The organism is Haloimpatiens myeolchijeotgali, assembly GCF_042688525.2.
GTDB lineage: Bacteria > Bacillota > Clostridia > Clostridiales > Clostridiaceae > Haloimpatiens.
In genome coordinates, this window is record NZ_JBHWAB010000001.1 from 256,148 (window position 1) to 274,035 (window position 17,888).

Annotated in this window: 16 protein-coding genes; 12 read left to right on the forward strand and 4 right to left on the reverse strand. The window is 28.4% G+C overall.

The annotated features are described in order from the left end of the window. Nucleotides 1-16: 16 nt before the first annotated feature. From ACFIJ5_RS01320 to ACFIJ5_RS01360, 9 genes are all read left to right on the forward strand, one after another. Entirely contained in the window at nucleotides 17-1,381 is a 1,365-nt protein-coding gene (locus tag ACFIJ5_RS01320) for a peptidoglycan-binding domain-containing protein (protein WP_379802920.1), read from the forward strand. Nucleotides 1,382-1,491: 110 nt separating this feature from the next. Next, nucleotides 1,492-2,781: a peptidoglycan-binding protein gene (locus tag ACFIJ5_RS01325; protein WP_379802922.1), complete on the forward strand. Its 1,290-nt coding sequence runs from the start codon at nucleotides 1,492-1,494 to the stop codon at nucleotides 2,779-2,781. A gap of 364 nt (nucleotides 2,782-3,145) precedes the next feature. Beyond that, entirely contained in the window at nucleotides 3,146-3,721 is a 576-nt protein-coding gene (locus ACFIJ5_RS01330) for a glycerol-3-phosphate responsive antiterminator (RefSeq protein WP_379802924.1), read from the forward strand. Between the two features lie 213 nt (nucleotides 3,722-3,934). Beyond that, complete coding sequence (locus ACFIJ5_RS01335; protein WP_379802926.1) at nucleotides 3,935-5,368, forward strand: NAD(P)/FAD-dependent oxidoreductase; 1,434 nt, start codon at nucleotides 3,935-3,937, stop codon at nucleotides 5,366-5,368. A gap of 62 nt (nucleotides 5,369-5,430) precedes the next feature. Then, nucleotides 5,431-6,690 carry an NAD(P)/FAD-dependent oxidoreductase gene (locus ACFIJ5_RS01340; RefSeq protein WP_379802928.1) on the forward strand — a complete coding sequence of 420 codons (1,260 nt, stop codon included), beginning with the start codon at nucleotides 5,431-5,433 and terminating at the stop codon, nucleotides 6,688-6,690. Between the two features lie 4 nt (nucleotides 6,691-6,694). After that, nucleotides 6,695-7,063, forward strand: coding sequence for a DUF1667 domain-containing protein (locus ACFIJ5_RS01345; protein WP_379802931.1), 369 nt, complete (start codon nucleotides 6,695-6,697; stop codon nucleotides 7,061-7,063). Nucleotides 7,064-7,320: 257 nt separating this feature from the next. Beyond that, a complete protein-coding gene (gene glpK / locus ACFIJ5_RS01350) occupies nucleotides 7,321-8,817 on the forward strand; it encodes a glycerol kinase GlpK (RefSeq protein ID WP_379802933.1) in 1,497 nt (498 codons plus the stop codon). Nucleotides 8,818-9,140: 323 nt separating this feature from the next. Continuing rightward, nucleotides 9,141-9,845, forward strand: a complete 705-nt coding sequence (locus tag ACFIJ5_RS01355) for an MIP/aquaporin family protein (protein WP_379802935.1) — start codon at nucleotides 9,141-9,143, stop codon at nucleotides 9,843-9,845. A gap of 153 nt (nucleotides 9,846-9,998) precedes the next feature. Beyond that, nucleotides 9,999-10,928, forward strand: a complete 930-nt coding sequence (locus ACFIJ5_RS01360) for an alpha/beta hydrolase (RefSeq protein WP_379802937.1) — start codon at nucleotides 9,999-10,001, stop codon at nucleotides 10,926-10,928. A gap of 374 nt (nucleotides 10,929-11,302) precedes the next feature. On the opposite strand, the gene ACFIJ5_RS01365 is transcribed toward ACFIJ5_RS01360, so the two are convergent. Further along, nucleotides 11,303-12,202, reverse strand: coding sequence for a radical SAM protein (locus ACFIJ5_RS01365; RefSeq protein WP_379802940.1), 900 nt, complete (start codon nucleotides 12,200-12,202; stop codon nucleotides 11,303-11,305). A gap of 101 nt (nucleotides 12,203-12,303) precedes the next feature. Beyond that, on the reverse strand, nucleotides 12,304-13,356 hold the full coding sequence (locus tag ACFIJ5_RS01370; RefSeq protein ID WP_379802942.1) for a YkvI family membrane protein: 1,053 nt from the start codon (nucleotides 13,354-13,356) through the stop codon (nucleotides 12,304-12,306). Between the two features lie 167 nt (nucleotides 13,357-13,523). Here ACFIJ5_RS01370 and ACFIJ5_RS01375 point away from each other — a divergent pair, with 167 nt between their 5' ends. The 3 genes from ACFIJ5_RS01375 (at nucleotide 13,524) to ACFIJ5_RS01385 (ending at nucleotide 16,579) form a co-directional block, all read left to right on the forward strand. Next, on the forward strand, nucleotides 13,524-14,612 hold the full coding sequence (locus ACFIJ5_RS01375; RefSeq protein WP_379802944.1) for a hypothetical protein: 1,089 nt from the start codon (nucleotides 13,524-13,526) through the stop codon (nucleotides 14,610-14,612). Nucleotides 14,613-14,640: 28 nt separating this feature from the next. Further along, on the forward strand, nucleotides 14,641-15,603 hold the full coding sequence (locus tag ACFIJ5_RS01380; protein ID WP_379802946.1) for a TIGR01212 family radical SAM protein: 963 nt from the start codon (nucleotides 14,641-14,643) through the stop codon (nucleotides 15,601-15,603). A gap of 271 nt (nucleotides 15,604-15,874) precedes the next feature. Continuing rightward, nucleotides 15,875-16,579, forward strand: a complete 705-nt coding sequence (locus ACFIJ5_RS01385; protein ID WP_379802948.1) for a 2-phosphosulfolactate phosphatase family protein — start codon at nucleotides 15,875-15,877, stop codon at nucleotides 16,577-16,579. A gap of 70 nt (nucleotides 16,580-16,649) precedes the next feature. On the opposite strand, the gene ACFIJ5_RS01390 is transcribed toward ACFIJ5_RS01385, so the two are convergent. Beyond that, nucleotides 16,650-17,078: a hypothetical protein gene (locus ACFIJ5_RS01390; RefSeq protein ID WP_379802950.1), complete on the reverse strand. Its 429-nt coding sequence runs from the start codon at nucleotides 17,076-17,078 to the stop codon at nucleotides 16,650-16,652. Between the two features lie 77 nt (nucleotides 17,079-17,155). Beyond that, on the reverse strand, nucleotides 17,156-17,806 hold the full coding sequence (locus ACFIJ5_RS01395; RefSeq protein ID WP_379802952.1) for an HAD family hydrolase: 651 nt from the start codon (nucleotides 17,804-17,806) through the stop codon (nucleotides 17,156-17,158). Nucleotides 17,807-17,888 lie beyond the last annotated feature (82 nt).

Genomic DNA, 17,888 nt, shown 5'->3' on the forward strand with positions numbered 1-17,888 from the left:
TTTTAGGAGTATATATATGGCAAAAGGTAGAATACAAATTAAAGTTTATCAAGGAGAGTCGTATGTTCCTATTCAAGGAGCTAAAGTTACTGTAGAACAGAGAGTTGAAGCGAGTAATAGACAAATAGAACAAACTGTAAATACTAATTTTTCTGGATTAACAAATGAGATAGAGCTTAATGCACCATCTATAGATAATTCAATGAAGCCCTCAGATAAACTACCTTATAGCTTTAGTAATTTAAAGATAGAGGCAGAAGGTTTTAGAACATTAGTAATAAAAGGATGTCAGATATATCCTGATACATTAGCAGTACAAGAATGTAAAATGGAAACAACGCAAAGTGCAAGACAAAAGGAAGAAGAAATAATAAATGTTGCACCAAATAGATTAGTGGGGAACTATCCACCTAAAATACCAGAAGATCCAAATAAAGAATTACCTAAACCTACGGGAGGAGTAGTATTACCAGAACCTGTAGTACCTGGACTTATTGTGGTTCATGCGGGAAGTCCAGAAGATCCTTCAGCTCCTAATTATACTGTAAGGTATAAAGATTATGTAAAAAATGTAGCTTCATCAGAAATATTTGCCACATGGCCTGAAAGTACTATTAGAGCTAACGTTTATTGTATAATTTCTTTTACATTAAATAGAATATATACTGAATGGTATAGAGGAAAGGGAAAAAATTTTGATATAACTAGTTCTACAGCTTTTGATCATGCATTTTCATATGGAAGAAATATATATTCAAATATAAGCAGGATAGTGGATAGTATATTTTCTACTTATCTTAGAAGACCTGCAAGAAAACAGCCGTTATTAACTCAATATTGTGATGGAGTAAAAGTTAAGTGTCCAGGTTGGCTTACTCAATGGGGAAGTAAATATTTAGGAGATAAAGGTGAGGTCCCATATGAAATATTAACTAATTTTTATGGACCTAACTTAGAGTTTAAAACAGCTAAACAAGTAAAAGGAATTCCTATGTCTTTTCCAGGATATGCTTTGAGATTAGGCTCAAGTGGTATGCCAGTTAGAACAGTTCAAAAATATTTAAATAGGATTTCAGAGAACTATCCAGCTATACCTAAGGTAATTGTAGATGGTTTATACGGAGAAAAAACTAAAGAGTCGGTAAGTACATTTCAAAAAATATTCGGTTTGCCTGTTAGTGGTATAGTTGATTATTCTACATGGTACAAAATATCAGATATATACGTAGGTGTTACAAAGATAGCAGAATTACAACCTCGTGATGAGAATAAAAGAATACTAACCAGAGGAATAAAGACAGAAAAAGGTATTTTTGTTCCGCCTCCACCACATGCAGATATATGGGTTCCTACAGTTGAATATCCAAAGGAGAATTTTTAAGCATAGTTTAATGTATTGTTTAGATTTAAAAATAGGAGAAGTGTATAATCACTTTTCAAATTAGTATCTCATAATATGTAATGAATCATTAATATAAGGAGAATTTATTAATGTTATTAAAAGGAAGACTGCAAGTGCAAGTATTTAAGGGTGATTCATATATACCAATTGATAATGCAAAAGTTACAATTATACAAACTGAAATAGAGAATAATATAAAAAAACAACGAGATGCAGTTACTAACAGCTGTGGGTTAACCAATGAATTTGAATTAGAATTTTCAAATAAAGAAAATTCTATATATTCTTTTGACGATATTCAATATGGTTTATGTGATATAAAAGTAGAAGCACAGGGATTCTCAACTATGACAATAAAAGATTGCAAAATATACTCAGATAATATAGCTTTTCAAGTGTGTAATATGAAAAAAAATATGAATAATAATAGACAAGACAAGAAGAGTTTAAAATATACTGAAGAAATAGATAAATTATTATCTTTGAGAAGAGAAGAAATAACAAAATATACTGAACCAGAAATTCCTGAATTTATAGTTGTCCATTATGGTTTATTAGAAGATGATACTGCTCCTAATTATGTGATTAAATTTAAAGATTATATAAAAAATGTTGCTTGCTGTGAAATATGTCCTAAATGGCCTGAGGAATGTATAAAAGCTATTACTTATTGTATAACATCTTTTACATTAAATAGAGTGTATACTAGATGGTATAGGAGAAAAGGAAAACAGTTTGATATAACTAATGATGCTGCTCATGATTTGAATTTCAGTTATGGTAGAAATACGTATAAAAATATAGATAAAATTGTAGATGAAACATTTTCAACGTACATTAAATATTTTAATAGAAAACAACCTATTTTAGCACAATTTAGTGATAAAATTAGTGATAAATATATTAAGTATTTAGATAAAAAGAAGGCTAAATATTTAGGAGATAATGGTAAAAATGTGTATGAGATACTTACAAAATTTTATGGAAATGATATAGAGTTTGTGACAGCATCCAAGATTGAAGGTATTTCAAAATCATATCCTGGATATGTATTGCAAATTGGCTGTAAATCTAATTGTGTAAGAACAATTCAAAAATATTTAAATAGTATATCATTGATATATCCATCTATTGGTACAAATATTGTTGAGGGTGTATATGATGATAAGTTAAAAAAACAAGTTTTTAAATTTCAAGAAATATTTAATTTAACTAATAGTGGAAAAGTAGATTATGCAACTTGGTATAAAATATCAGAAATTTATAGTGGAGTTAGCGGATCATATAGATTTGAAAAAAATATAGAATTTAGAAAATTCACACCTCCATATATAGGAAGTAAAAACAATGTTCCTAGTATAGTGTATCCTGAGGATTAAATAAATTTGATAATAAATAACTCAACTTTCGTAGGTGAAAAACAGCCGCTACGGAAAAGTTGAATAAATAAGCTTTTAAGTTTCAGGTGATGTTTAATTTATCTGAAACTTATTTATTTAAATTTTATAGTTAATAAAACTAAAATTAAAATAAGGTATTTTAATTAAAATAAGGTATATTAATTAAAATAAATTAATATTATATAAATAAGAAGTAAAAAATATGGTAAAATAAAAATAAGTATAAGCAAAATAAATTAAAGATAATTTATTAAATTGATAATTTATAAACAATATTAGCAAGAAATAAATTACACATTAGCTCAAGTAATATACTGTAGAATATAAAACGTAATGGATGGGAGTGGAGTACTTGAAAAGTGAGTTTTATAGCAGGATACAAGAGAATCCAATAATAGCAGCAGTGAATGATTTATCTAAATTAGATAAAGCAATAGAATCTCCATGTGAGATAATTTTTCTTTTGCAAGGAAGTATAATTAATTTAGAACATGTAGTACATAAAGTTAAATCTTCTGGGAAAATGGTGTTTGTTCATTTGGATTTAATGGACGGGTTATCAAGAGATGTATTTGCATTAAAATACATTCATGAAAAGATAAAACCTGATGGTATAATAAGTACAAAACCTAATTTAATAAGAGCAGCTAAAGATATGCATATATTTACTATTAAGAGATTGTTTATTTTAGATAGTTTATCATTACAAAGTGGTATGAATACTGTAAATAATGTAAGACCAGATGCTTTAGAAATATTACCAGGAGTAATGAATAAGATTACTAAAAGATTAAGAAAACAACTTAATGTTCCTATAATAACAGGAGGATTAATATGTGACAAAGAAGATGTAATAGAAAGTCTTAAAGCAGGTGCTATGGCAGTATCCACTAGTAATGAGCAAGTGTGGTATATGTAGTACAATATATTTAGAAAATTCGTACAAATGAATTAAATACAGATTGTGAAAAGGTTAACATGGAAAAGCGTTGACAATAATAATATCCATGCATTATAATTTAAGTATAAAAATAAATATTCGGCATGAGTATGAGAGAAAAAGCCGCAATTTATAAAGGGAGATCCCCTTTATAAGTTGGGGCTTTTTTGTTTAAATTAAGGAGGGTAAATAATGTTTGATATAACTATTATTGGAGCTGGAGTTATAGGATGTAGCATCGCACGAGAATTATCAAAATATAATTTAAAAACTTGCGTATTAGAAAAAGGTTCAGATGTAGCAGTTGGAACAACGAAAGCTAATAGTGCAATTGTACATGCTGGACATGATGCTAAACCAGGAACATTAAAAGGTAAATTAAATGCAAAAGGAAACGCAATGTTTGATAAATTATCAAAAGAATTAGATTTCCCTTTTAAAAGAAATGGTTCGTTAGTATTATGTTTTGACGAGAATGATTTGGGTAAGTTAGAAGCACTTAAAGAAAGAGGAAAAGATAATGGAATACAAGGACTTGAAGTATTAAATAGAGAACAAATTAAAAAAATAGAACCTAACATAGGAGAAAAAGTAGTAGCAGCGTTACATGCTCCCACAGGTGGTATTGTTTGTCCTTATGAAATGACAATTGCTCTTGCTGAAAATGCATATACAAATGGAGTAGAGTTTGAGTTTAACAATGAAGTTAAAAATATCAGAAAAGAAAATGATAAATTTATTATAGAGACTAATGAAGGAAACATAGAAAGTAAGCTCGTTATAAATGCATGTGGAGTTCATGCAGATGAAATAAATAATATGATTAGTAAAAATAAGATAAGTATAATACCAAGAAAAGGAGAATATTGTTTATTTGATAAAACTGCTGGAAAAATGGTTTCAAAAACATTATTTCAATTACCAACTAAAATGGGAAAAGGTGTATTAATTACACCAACAGTAGACGGAAATTTACTTCTTGGTCCTAATGCAGTAGATCAAGAAGATAAAGATGATATAACAACTACTCAAGAAGGATTAAGTGATATATTAGATAAAGCTAAGATAACTATAAATCAAATTCCTATGAGACAGGTTATTACATCTTTTGCAGGACTTAGAGCACATAGTACAAAAAATGATTTCATAATCGGAGAAGCAGAAGACGTAGAAAACTTTATAAATGTTGCTGGAATTGAATCACCTGGACTTTCAAGTGCACCAGCTATAGCAGAAATGGTTGAAAATATAGTTTTAGACAAAATATCACCAGAAAAAAATGAAAAATTTAATCCTATAAGAAAAGGAATTCCTAAATTTAGAGAAATGACCAATGAGGACAGAAAAGCTCTTATAGCTAAAGAACCATTATATGGCAAAATAATTTGCAGGTGTGAAACTGTAACAGAAGGTGAAATAGTTAATTCTATAAGAAGACCTCTTGGAGCAACAGATTTAGACGGAGTTAAGAGAAGAACAAGAGCAGGAATGGGAAGATGTCAATCTGGATTTTGTTCTACAAAAATAGTTGATATATTAGCAAGAGAGTTAAATGTATCAAGATTAGAAGTTACTAAATTTGGAGGAGAATCTAAATTATTAGTAGGAAAAAACAAAGAAATTTAGTTAATGATTAATGGGTAGAGAATCTAGGATAAATAATATAACAAGGTTTGGAGGATTTGGCTATGAAACAGTATGATATTGTTATAATCGGTGGTGGACCAGCTGGACTTGCTGCAGCAGTTGCAGCAAAAGAAGAAGGCATTGATAATTTACTAATACTAGAAAGAGATACTGAGTTAGGAGGTATACTTAATCAATGTATTCATAATGGATTTGGACTACACACATTTAAAGAAGAACTTACAGGACCTGAGTATGCTCAAAGATTTATAGATAAAACTGAAGAATTAAAAATACCATATAAGTTAAATACAATGGTAATTGACATAAATGAAAATAAAGTAATAACAGCAGTTAATGAAGAAGATGGAATAATTGAAATAAATGCAAAGGCAATAATTCTTGCTATGGGATGTAGAGAAAGACCTAGAGGAGCAATAAATATTCCAGGGGGTAGATGTTCAGGAATATATTCTGCAGGAACAGCACAAAAGTTTGTTAATATAGAAGGATTTATGCCTGGAAAAGAAGTTGTTATATTAGGTTCTGGAGATATAGGACTTATAATGGCAAGAAGAATGACTCTTGAAGGAGCTAAAGTTAAAGCTGTAGTTGAACTTATGCCATATTCAGGGGGTCTTAAGAGAAATATAGTTCAATGTTTAGATGATTTTGATATTCCACTAAAACTTTCTCATACAGTAACTAATATAAAGGGAAAAAATAGAGTAGAAGGAGTTACAATAGCTAAAGTTGATGAGAATAGAAGACCTATAAAGGGAAGTGAACAGTATATTCCTTGTGACACATTACTTCTATCAGTAGGACTTATTCCTGAAAATGAATTGTCAACAAAAGCTAATGTAGATTTATCACCGGTAACAGGAGGTCCACAAGTTAATGAAAGCTTACAAACTAATATAGAAGGAGTTTTTGCTTGTGGAAATGTTCTTCATGTACATGACTTAGTTGATAATGTAACAACAGAAAGTATTAATGCTGGTAAGAGTGCTGCTAATTATGTAAAAGGTAAGCAATTTGCAAATGGAGGAATAGAAGTAGTAGCTACTGATGGAGCAAGATATACAGTGCCAAGATATATAAATATTAATAACATTGATAAGCTTATAGATGTAAGATTTAGAGTAGGAGATGTGTATAAAGATAGTTATATATCAGTTTATTTTGATGATGTAAGAGAAATTCACAGAAAGAAGAGAATACTTACTCCAGGAGAAATGGAAACAGTAAAACTTACTAGAGAGATGTTTGAAAAATATCCTGAGTGTAAGAAAATTACTGTAAAAGTGGAAGGAGAGTAATGATATGAGCAGCATAAGGGAATTAACATGTATAGGATGTCCTATGGGATGTGCTTTAGAAGTAACAATAGAAAATGGAAAAGTATTGGGAGTTAAAGGTAACACTTGTCCTAGAGGTAAGACTTATGCAGAAAAAGAATGTACAAATCCAACTAGAATAGTTACATCTTCAGTAAAAATACAAGGCGGACAAATAGATGCAGTTTGTGTTAAAACAGAAAATGATATACCAAAAGATAAGATTTTTGAATGTGTTAATGAATTGAAAAATATTATAGTAAAAGCACCAGTAAAAATTGGTGATATAATATTAGAAAATGCAGCTGGAACAGGAGTTAATGTTATAGCAACAAAATGTGTTAAAGAGAAGTAAAAAATAGAATATAGAAAGGTAGAACCACTATTTAAAATTAATTAAAGGTTCTACCTGCTTATTCATATTTATATAATATATAAAGAAATTTTTTTAGACTAAAAATACTGAAAATTTAAAAAAATGACATTTTTTTAACAATGTATTCACATTTTGCAGTTGCTTTTTAAATATAATTCTAGATATTTCTTGAAAACGTTTTAAATAAAACTTAAAATATAGATAATACAATCTTTAATTATAAGGAGGAGTATGAAATGGAAAAATTAGTAATGGCATTAGATCAAGGAACAACAAGCTCAAGGTGTATTTTATTTAACAAACACGGCGAAATAGTAAGCATGGCTCAAAAAGAATTTAAGCAGATATATCCTAAATCAGGTTGGGTAGAACACAATCCAACAGAAATATGGGCAACTCAATTTAGTGTTGCTACTGAAGCTATGATTAAGGGCAACGTTTCAGCAAGTGATATAGAAGCTATAGGAATAACTAATCAAAGAGAAACAACAGTTGTGTGGGATAAAAGAACAGGTCTTCCAGTTTATAATGCGATTGTATGGCAGTGTAGAAGAACAGCTGATATATGTGATGAATTAAGAGAAAAGGGTATGGAGAAAACAATAAAAGAAAAGACAGGACTTGTTTTAGATGCATATTTTTCTGGAACAAAGATAAAATGGATACTTGATAATGTACCAGGGGCAAGAAAAGAAGCAGAGAGAGGAAATTTATTGTTTGGTAATATTGATTCATGGTTAATATGGAATTTAACAAAAGGAAAAGTACATGTTACAGATTATACAAATGCTTCAAGAACAATGTTATTTAATATACATGATCTAAAATGGGATGATGAAATGCTAGAAGCGTTAAATATTCCAAAATCAATGTTACCAGAAGTTAAACCATCAAGTCATGTATACGGAAATACTGATGAGGTATTATTTGGAGTATCTATTCCAATAGCAGGAGTTGCAGGAGATCAACAAGCAGCTTTGTTTGGACAAACTTGTTATGAAGCAGGTACAGCTAAAAATACTTACGGAACAGGATGTTTTATGTTAATGAATACAGGAGAAAAAGCAGTTGCTTCTAAAAATGGACTATTAACAACAATTGCCTGGGGAGTAGATGGAAAAGTTGAATATGCTTTAGAAGGAAGTGTATTTATGGCAGGAGCATCTATTCAGTGGTTAAGAGATGAAATGAGAATGTTAAAAAATGCTGCTGACTCAGAAGAATATGCTACAGCAGTAGAGGATACAGATGGAGTTTATTTAGTTCCTGCATTTGTAGGTCTTGGAGCTCCTTATTGGGATCCATATGCTAGAGGTACAGTAGTAGGACTTACAAGAGGAACTAAAAAAGAACATTTCATAAGAGCTACATTAGAATCTTTAGCATATCAAACATATGATATTTTAAAAGCAATGCAGGATGATTCAGGAATTACACTTAAAGCACTAAAAGTAGATGGTGGAGCATGCGCAAATAATTTCTTAATGCAATTCCAATCAGATATATTGGATGTTAATGTTGAAAGACCAAAAGTTATAGAAACAACTGCATTAGGAGCAGCATATCTTGCTGGACTTGCAACAGGATATTGGAAAGATAAGAGTGATATAGCAAGAAATTGGGCAATTTCAAAAACATTTAATCCAGTTATGCAAGAAGAACAAAGGGAAAATTTATTAGAAGGTTGGCATAATGCAGTTAGAAGATCTATGGGATGGGCTAAAGAAAATTAATATTTATTAGCTCAACTTTCGCAGGTGAAAAATAGCCGCTGCGGGAAATGATATCTTGCTCAGAAACCTTTCACTTCAGTAACAAGTTCTAAGCTTTACTCATATTGAAAAAAGATTTTTTAATTAATATTCCGTAGGAATCAGTAATTTAAAAATAACTTTTTTCAAATTCGTAAAGCTAATAACTTGTAAACTTTTTTCAAATGTTTCTTACGCAATATATCATTTCCCTTCGCTAGACAGTATTTTTTTACTGTGAAAGTTGAATCATTAGCTAAAGAAAAATAATATTTGAGGGATGATTATGGAAAGGGGTAAATAAAATGTCACCATATTTAGCTGAGTTTTTAGGAACTATGTTATTAATTCTTTTAGGAGATGGCGTAGTTGCAAACGTAAACTTGAAAAAAACAGGAGGAAATAATTCTGGCTTGATTGTTATAGCTACTGGTTGGGCATTTGCAGTTGGTATACCAGTGTATATATTTGGAACTGCTAGCGGGGCTCATTTTAATCCAGCTGTTACAATAGGATTAGCATCTATAGGAAAATTTGCCTGGAGTCAAGTGCCTGGATATATAGTTTCACAAATGGCAGGAGGCTTTGTAGGAGCTGTTCTTGTGTGGTTACATTATAAACCTCATTTTGATGTGACAGAGGATAAGGCTATAAAGAGAGGTGTATTTTGTACAGCACCATCTATACCAAATACTCCATTTAATTTCATTTCAGAATTTATTGGAACTTTTGTATTAGTATTTGGTATATTAGGTATTGGTCAAACTGAAATGGCAGGAGGAATAAATCCATTTGTAGTTGCACTTATTATTTGGGTTATAGGTCTTTCACTTGGAGGAACAACTGGATATGCTATTAATCCGGCAAGAGATTTAGCACCACGTATAGCACATGCGGTATTACCAATAAAAGATAAAGGTGATTCAAATTGGGGTTATGCATGGATTCCAGTGGTAGCACCAATAGTTGGAGGAATAGTAGCAGCACTCTTATATGCAGCAGTTTTTTAAGAAAAATAATATTAAGATTTATATAAAAATAAATATCAAGTGGTTTAGATTACTGATAAAGTCTTGCATTTTTGCAAGACTTTTCAGTTTAGTTTATATAAGTTAATATATTATATAAATAAATAACTTAAAAGTTATTAAGGGGTGTTGTCAATGAAAAAGGAGACTTTTATTTTTAAGGATAAAACGGGTTTGAATATATTTGTTTATAAATGGATACCAGATGATAATATAGATATAAAAGCAGTTGTACAAATAGCTCATGGAATGGCAGAAACTGCAGCAAGATATGAAAGACTTGCAGAACAATTAACACAATCAGGTTATGTGGTATATGCTAATGATCATAGAGGACATGGAAAAACAGCAAAAGAAGTTGATAAGGTTGGAAATTTAGGTGAAGATGGTTTTAATAATATGGTACAAAATATGCATCAACTTGAAAAAATAATTAAAAAAGAAAATGATAATATACCAGTATATATATTTGGACATAGTATGGGATCATTTTTGCTTCAGAGATATATTTGTATATACGGAAAAGAAATAAGTGGTGCTATTTTATCAGGAACTTGTGGTAAACAGGGTATGATAGTAGATATCGGGAGAATTATAGCTAAAAGAGAAATTAAAAAGATAGGAAGAGACAGTAGAAGTAAAAAATTAAACAATCTATCTTTTGGAGGATATAATAAGGTTTTCAAACCGAACAGAACAGAATTTGATTGGTTAAGTAGGGATGAAAAAGAGGTAGATAAATATGTAAAGGATCCTTATTGTGGGGGTATTTTTACGGCTGGGTTTTTCTATGATTTTTTAGGAGGATTAAAATTAATAGCTAATCAAAAAGAAATATCCAATATACCAAAGGAATTACCTATATATATATTTGCAGGAGATAAAGATCCTGTAGGAAATCGTGGGAAAGGCATATTGAAATTGGTGAAAACATATAAAAAGTATAAAATTAAAGATTTAAAATATAAACTTTATAAAGATGGAAGGCATGAAATGTTAAATGAAATAAATAGAGATGAAGTAATGAAAGACATAATAGAATGGTTAGATTCACATATAAAATAAATATTAAATTGCTGCAAAGATATAATTTTTTGCAGCAATTTCTATTATTAATAACTCAACTTTCGCAGTTGAAAAACAACCGCTGCGGTAAATGATATCTTGCTCAGAAACCTTTCACTTCAGTAACAAGTTCTAAGCTTTACTCATATTGAAAAAAGATTTTTTAATTAATATTCCATAGGAATCAATAATTAAAAAATGACTTTTTTCAAATTCGTAAAACTAAGAACTTGTAAACTTTGTTCAAATGTTTCTTACGCAATATATCATTTACCTTCGCTAGGTAGTATTTTTGTCCTGCGAAAGTTGAGTTAATAATTATAATTTTTTACACAAGTGAAAGATTTTTTATACAATATGTGCCTTTCTTATTTTTATATTCCTGATAAATTAAAGTCAGGAGTAAATTCTGTTGTGCAAGTACCTTCACCTTGAATGAATGCATTAGTAATTCCTAAAGATAAACAGTATTTAATTAAACTATCGTAATGCTTGAGATTTAATGATTTATTAATTTCAGGATACTTATAAGCATTAAACATAGGAGTGTACTGATTCATAATGCTTATATAAACATTATTTTTGAATGTTTTATATATAAAGTCTATTATTTTCTTAGAATCAAATAATAATCCTGGCAGCATTAAATGTCTTATTATTACTCCTTTTTTTATAATACCATTTTTATCAAATTCAGGTTTTCCTACCTGTTTGAACATTTCTTTTATGGAATTAGAAGCATATGAGAAATAATTAGGTGTATTAGAATATCTTACAGCATATTTATCATTAAAATATTTTAAATCTGGTAGATATACATCTATATATCCATTTAAAGCTTTTAAAGTTTCTATATTTTCATATCCATTTGAATTATATAAAACAGGTATAGTAAGACCATGTGTTTTAGCAATTTTTAAGGCTTCAATAATTTGAGGTACATAATGGGTAGGACTTACTAAGTTTATATTATGAGCACCTCTATTTTGTTGTTCTATGAATATTTCACTTAATCGTTCAATAGTTATTTCCTTTCCAAATCCTTCTTCACTTATATTGTGGTTTTGGCAGAATACACATCTCATATTGCAATTAGAGAAAAATATAGTACCAGAACCATTAGAGCCAGATATACAAGGTTCTTCCCAAGCATGAAGAGATACTTTGGCTAATTTAATGTTTTTTCCACTTTTACAAAATCCCAACTCATTGTTTAATCTGTTAATAGCGCAATTTCTAGGACATAGCTTACAATTTACAAGAAGTTCCATCATTATTAATCACCTTCAGTTTATTAAATAAATTAATAAAAATATTATATCATTTGTTTTTGTCTTTATATAAGATATTGGTATAAAAATATTATTTATTTTGTTTAATGTTTAAAATGTTTTTTATAGAAATTAATGCATTGAAACATAAAAACTAAGCTTAAAGCTCCAAAAGCAGGATATAAAAAGGTTATTAAATTTTTAAAACCTATTTGTGCTATTGGAATTGTGATGCATAAAATGATAATAACAGATTTTTTGTATGATACATTAAATAAATGTGTAAATGTTTTTCCAATGCTATATATATCTGAAACCTCAGTAGAAAACATTTCTAAAAAAATTATACATAGTAATATAAATTGAACTAAGCTTCCAAATCTATGTGCTATATATAAAAGTGGTATATCATAGTGAAATATATATGGAATATTAAATAAAAGCATTAAATTTATCATACAACATAAAACTGTTAATCCTAAAGCACCTAAAGAAGTACCAAAGGATAGAGCTTTTTTATCTCTAATTTCATTACTAAAAGGTACAAGTACTCCTGTACAGCATAATATATTAAAACCTCCGTATAATAAAGATGATAGAAGCCAATGTTTTTTATAATTTCCAATGCTTTTCAAGTGAGAGATACTCAATATATCACCATTAAATGCTATATACAATACAAAAACTAGAGTGATTATTGTAATTAGTGATGGAACTATGAAAGAATTAATAGCTATAAGACCCTTTGTATCATTTAGTAATGTTATAAGTGATATTATGATCATTAAAAGCATCCCTATCCATTTTGAAATATGAAAATATTGATGAAGTAGAGCTCCGCTTCCAGCTAGTATTATAGCTGAACTACTTATTAAAAAGAAGCCAGTGACTACATCGGTAATTTTACCTATACATCCAGGACTAACTAAATTTATTAATTCATTATAGGAAGTTAAATTATATTTTATACTAATAGAAGATATTATATGGCTCATGTATATATACATGCATAAACATAGTAGAATTCCTATAAAACTTTTTAGCCCGTATGTAGTAAAGAATTGAGTTATTTCTTGCCCAGAAGCAAGACCAGCGCCAACTATGGTGCCTATAAATACAGCTGAAACTTGAAAAGTTAGTGTCATTTTTTTTCTCATTTAATGTTTCCTCCAATTATAAAGGTTTCTCTATATAAATATATATAAATAATTTAAAATAATGAGTTAATAAATGAAATTTGTGTTTAGTGGGAAAATAATAAATATTAACATATTATTTAAGTAAATATAAACTCTATAAAAAATAATTATTTAGAGGTGAAATTATGAGAAAAAGAAATTTTTTTATAGTTGTAATAATAGTTTTATGTACTTTTACATTTTGTAGTTGTAAAAAAAATGAAATGCAGGTGCCAAAACTAAATAATACTTTTGATATTGTAGCAGCTTCTAATATAATGGATAGTTATATGAAATATTTAATGAAAGGTGATTTTGAAAGTGTAAAAAAAATATGTTCTTCTAATATAGTGAAAGAACAAACAAGTAGATTGAACAAAAGTGACTTATCAATAAAATCTTATAAGATTGAAGAGGTAACAGAGTTAGGCAAGTTTGCAAATTTTAAGATTAGAGTTATGAGCATAGGTGAAAGCAAGCCATATACACTTTTAGAAGAATATTCAGTAAACGTTATTAAGGAGAAAGATGGGTATAAAATAAGTGAAATAAAAACATCGATACAAAAGGAAGCATTTGTAGAGTATGATGAAATAAGAATTAGAGATAAAAATAATGTAGAAACAAAATTGGTTTTAAGTATACAAGATATTCCTAAATATATATTTCCTCAAGATGATAGTTTAAACACGTATAAACAAATAATTCCTATGAAAAAATTTGGTAAAATATCACTTTCATTTGATGGAATGAAGTTAACGGTTTCTACTACTGATAACAAACGTTCATATGCAGGTATGGTAAAAATAGATGAAACTTTAGCAGTACAAGGTAAAGAATCTGAAGGTGGAGAGGGAGAAGGTGCTTCAAAAGTACCAATGAAAGGTATACGAGAAAAACCTATAGGAAAAGAAATAACTGGGTTAGACTTGATAGAAGGATGTTATGTTAATTATATGGTTTTTTCTCAAGATGAAAAGTTTATAGTAATGCAATATACTAAAGATGATAATACAAAATGTATAAGAGTATATCAAACTAATGACGGTAAATTAATACCTGTGAAATTTGAGAAAAGTTATCCATTAGATAAGGTAAATGTAGTATTATTATCTTGTGATGAGGATGTTATGAATTTTGAAGTAGTACCTAAAGGTAACATGAATGGAGAAAATAAAGATTTAATAGGAAAATGGCAAATGAACTTTGAAACTTTTAAAATTAAAAAGATTTAAATGTTGTTAGGGAGGAAGAATAGTTTATATGATGTGGGGCGAGAAAAGATATTATAGTCTAAATCATTTTTTAAGAAATAAGTTTGGTGAAAAGGTATTTAAAATTTCTTTGGATGCAGGATTTTCATGTCCAAATAGAGATGGAACTATAAGTAAAGGTGGATGTATATATTGTAGTGAGAGAGGGTCTGGTGATTTTGCTGGAGATAGACAATTTTCAATAACTCATCAGTTTCAACATATTAAACATATGATGAATAAGAAATGGAAAAATGGAAAATACATTGCGTATTTTCAAGCTTACACAAATACTTATGCATCTACAGAAGTATTAAGAGAAAAGTATGAGGAAGCTATAAATCAAGAAGGAGTAGTAGGTTTAGCAATAGCTACAAGACCAGATTGTTTAGGAAAAGAGGTATTAGATGTTATTGAAGAATATTCTAAAAGATTATATACATGGGTGGAGCTAGGACTTCAAACATCTAATAGGACTACTGCTAAACTTATAAATAGAGGATATGAATTAGAAGTATTTGAAAAAGCAGTACATGATTTAAGAGATAGAAATATAGATGTAGTAGTTCATACTATATTTGGTTTGCCAGGAGAAGATAAAGAAGATATGTTAAATACTATAAAATATCTTTCACAAAAAGATATACAAGGAGTAAAATTACATTTATTACACCTATTAAAGAATACACCTTTAGTTAAGTTATATGAACAGGGAAATTTAAGATTTTTGGATAAAGATGAGTATGTTAACATCATATGTGAAGCAATAGCTAATTTACCTGAGCATGTAGTGATACATAGATTAACAGGTGATGCACCTAGAGATCTTATAATAGGACCAATGTGGAGTTTAAAGAAATGGGAAGTACTTAATGAAATAGATAAAACATTAAAGGAGAAAGAGTTATATCAAGGGATTTATTATAGCAATAAATCAACTTTGGCAGTCGAAAACAATCGCTGCGTGAAATGATATCTTGCTCAGAAACCTTTCATTTTAAAGAAAATTAATAGTTAATAATGAATAATTAATAATTAAGGAAATTTTTCCTTAAGGAAAAATAAAATATAATTAAAGATTTTTGCTTTAGCAAAAATCAACATTCATTTTTAATTATTAATTATTAATTCTTAATTGTTGTTAAATGTTTCTTACGCAAGATATCATTTCCCTTCGCTAGGCAGTATTTTTGTTCTGCGAAAGTTGAATTATTAATTCTTAATATAAAATGGGGGATGGGAAAATGAATATTGATATAATAATATCAGCAAGTGATATAAAACAGGAAAAAGTAAAGGGAAAATCTGTAGTAGTAATAGATATGCTAAGAGCAACATCAGTAATAGTTACTGCATTAAATAATGGATGTAAAAAAGTAATACCAGTAGTTGAAATAGAAGAAGCTAGGGAAATAGCAAAGGAAAATTTAGATGAATATGTACTTGGTGGAGAAAGGAATGCTGTTAAAATAGATGGATTTGACTTTTCTAATTCTCCTTTAGAGTATAAAAAGGATTTAGCACAAGGGAAAACACTTATTATGACAACATCTAATGGTACAAGAGCTATAAAAGGATGTGAAAGTGCTAAAAGAATATTTATAGCAGCTCTTCTCAATGGTAAGTTTGTTGGTGAAAAATTAGCACAATTAAATGAGGATATAGTTATTGTTAATTCTGGTACAAATGGTGAATTTTCTATGGATGATTTTATATGTAGTGGATATATTATAGATTGTATTTTAAAAAATTCAAATGGAAATTTAACAGATATTGCAAAAACTGCTCATTATATTTATAGAAATAATAGAGATGTTTTAGATTTTATAAATCATGCAAAACATTACAATAGACTTAAAGAATTAGGATTAGAAGGTGACTTAAAATATTGTTGTAAGAAAGATATAATTAAAAAAGTTCCAGAATATAAAGATGGGTACATAATATAATATGGCTGTCTCAAAATATATTTTATATACAATATATTTTGAGACAGCTTTTCTTCATAAATAAAAATTATTATTCATTTTCGTTAATATGTTCATTTTCTATTACAGATATAAAATCTTCCTTTATCCACCCTTTAGTGTTAATTTTAGATGTATACGGAATAGAAATTTCATACCAAATTTCAGAATTGATTTGTGCACTATCGTGAATATCTACTTTTGTATTTTCTTGAAGTTTATATATTTGTGGATAATCTTCTAGAGGAGCAATATATAAACTACAATCTTTTATTATAATACCATTTTTGTACTTAGGAGACTCATATCTTATAGATATTGATTCATTTTTTACTTTATCATTTTTAAAATTATGAATATAATTATTTTGTTTTGTTAGTAATATTACTTGTTTTTTTAAATTGTCTGATTTTTGTTTTGTAGTATACACAAAATATAGACAAGGGATTAATACTATTAAAAATAAAAAAACAGTAAACAAATAGTATCCTCCTTTAAAATAAAGGTTTGTTACTATTGTATTCTTTAAATTAGTATATATTACTTATTTTTTTAGTCTTATACAGCTTCAAATTCTTCATAAGTTGTTAGATATTTATCTGCATTTTTTATAAGTTCGTTTTTTTGATATTCAGAAAATGGATCATGAACAGCTACAACTTTCATTCCAGCAGCTTTAGCACCTTGAACGGCTGGAAGAATATCTTCAAATACTATACATTCTTCAGGCTTAACATTTAATTTATTAGCAGTAAGCAAATATATATCAGGACTACTTTTTCCTTTGTTTACTTCGTCTGTTGTAGTTATAATTTCAAAATAATCATAAATACCAGTTTGTTTTAATGCAGTTTCTAAAAGTAAAGTACAATTACTTGTAGCAAGTGCTATTTTTATATCTAGAGACTTTAACAAAGATAAAAACTTTTTTACTCCAGGTTTTAGTTTAACATTGTTTTTATATTCATCATAGGCCATTTCGTTCCATTCATTCATTATTGTTTTTATATCATCTTGTATATTAAATTTATTTTTAAAATATTTTGCCGTTTCTTCGAAAGTTAAATGTTCTATACTATCTTTTAGATCTTTTGGTACGGAAATATTTCGTTTTGCTAAATAATCGTTATCAATCTTAGACCATACCCACATAGAATCTATTATAGTACCATCCATATCAAATATAGCAGCTTTTATATTTTTTAACATTATAATCACCTCGCTAAAAGTTTAATATGTGTATTATATCAAATATATTAATTATAAGCTCAACTTTCGCAGATGAAAAATA

Bases quoted from the DNA above. Each gene is read 5' to 3' on its own strand.
- ACFIJ5_RS01320 (WP_379802920.1), top strand. From the start codon at position 17: ATGGCAAAAGGTAGAATACAAATTAAAGTTTATCAAGGAGAGTCGTAT.
- ACFIJ5_RS01325 (WP_379802922.1), top strand. From the start codon at position 1,492: ATGTTATTAAAAGGAAGACTGCAAGTGCAAGTATTTAAGGGTGATTCA.
- ACFIJ5_RS01335 (WP_379802926.1), top strand. From the start codon at position 3,935: ATGTTTGATATAACTATTATTGGAGCTGGAGTTATAGGATGTAGCATC.
- ACFIJ5_RS01340 (WP_379802928.1), top strand. From the start codon at position 5,431: ATGAAACAGTATGATATTGTTATAATCGGTGGTGGACCAGCTGGACTT.
- ACFIJ5_RS01345 (WP_379802931.1), top strand. From the start codon at position 6,695: ATGAGCAGCATAAGGGAATTAACATGTATAGGATGTCCTATGGGATGT.
- glpK (WP_379802933.1), top strand. From the start codon at position 7,321: ATGGAAAAATTAGTAATGGCATTAGATCAAGGAACAACAAGCTCAAGG.
- ACFIJ5_RS01355 (WP_379802935.1), top strand. From the start codon at position 9,141: ATGTCACCATATTTAGCTGAGTTTTTAGGAACTATGTTATTAATTCTT.
- ACFIJ5_RS01360 (WP_379802937.1), top strand. From the start codon at position 9,999: ATGAAAAAGGAGACTTTTATTTTTAAGGATAAAACGGGTTTGAATATA.
- ACFIJ5_RS01365 (WP_379802940.1), bottom strand. From the start codon at position 12,202: ATGATGGAACTTCTTGTAAATTGTAAGCTATGTCCTAGAAATTGCGCT.
- ACFIJ5_RS01370 (WP_379802942.1), bottom strand. From the start codon at position 13,356: ATGAGAAAAAAAATGACACTAACTTTTCAAGTTTCAGCTGTATTTATA.
- ACFIJ5_RS01375 (WP_379802944.1), top strand. From the start codon at position 13,524: ATGAGAAAAAGAAATTTTTTTATAGTTGTAATAATAGTTTTATGTACT.
- ACFIJ5_RS01380 (WP_379802946.1), top strand. From the start codon at position 14,641: ATGATGTGGGGCGAGAAAAGATATTATAGTCTAAATCATTTTTTAAGA.
- ACFIJ5_RS01385 (WP_379802948.1), top strand. From the start codon at position 15,875: ATGAATATTGATATAATAATATCAGCAAGTGATATAAAACAGGAAAAA.
- ACFIJ5_RS01395 (WP_379802952.1), bottom strand. From the start codon at position 17,806: ATGTTAAAAAATATAAAAGCTGCTATATTTGATATGGATGGTACTATA.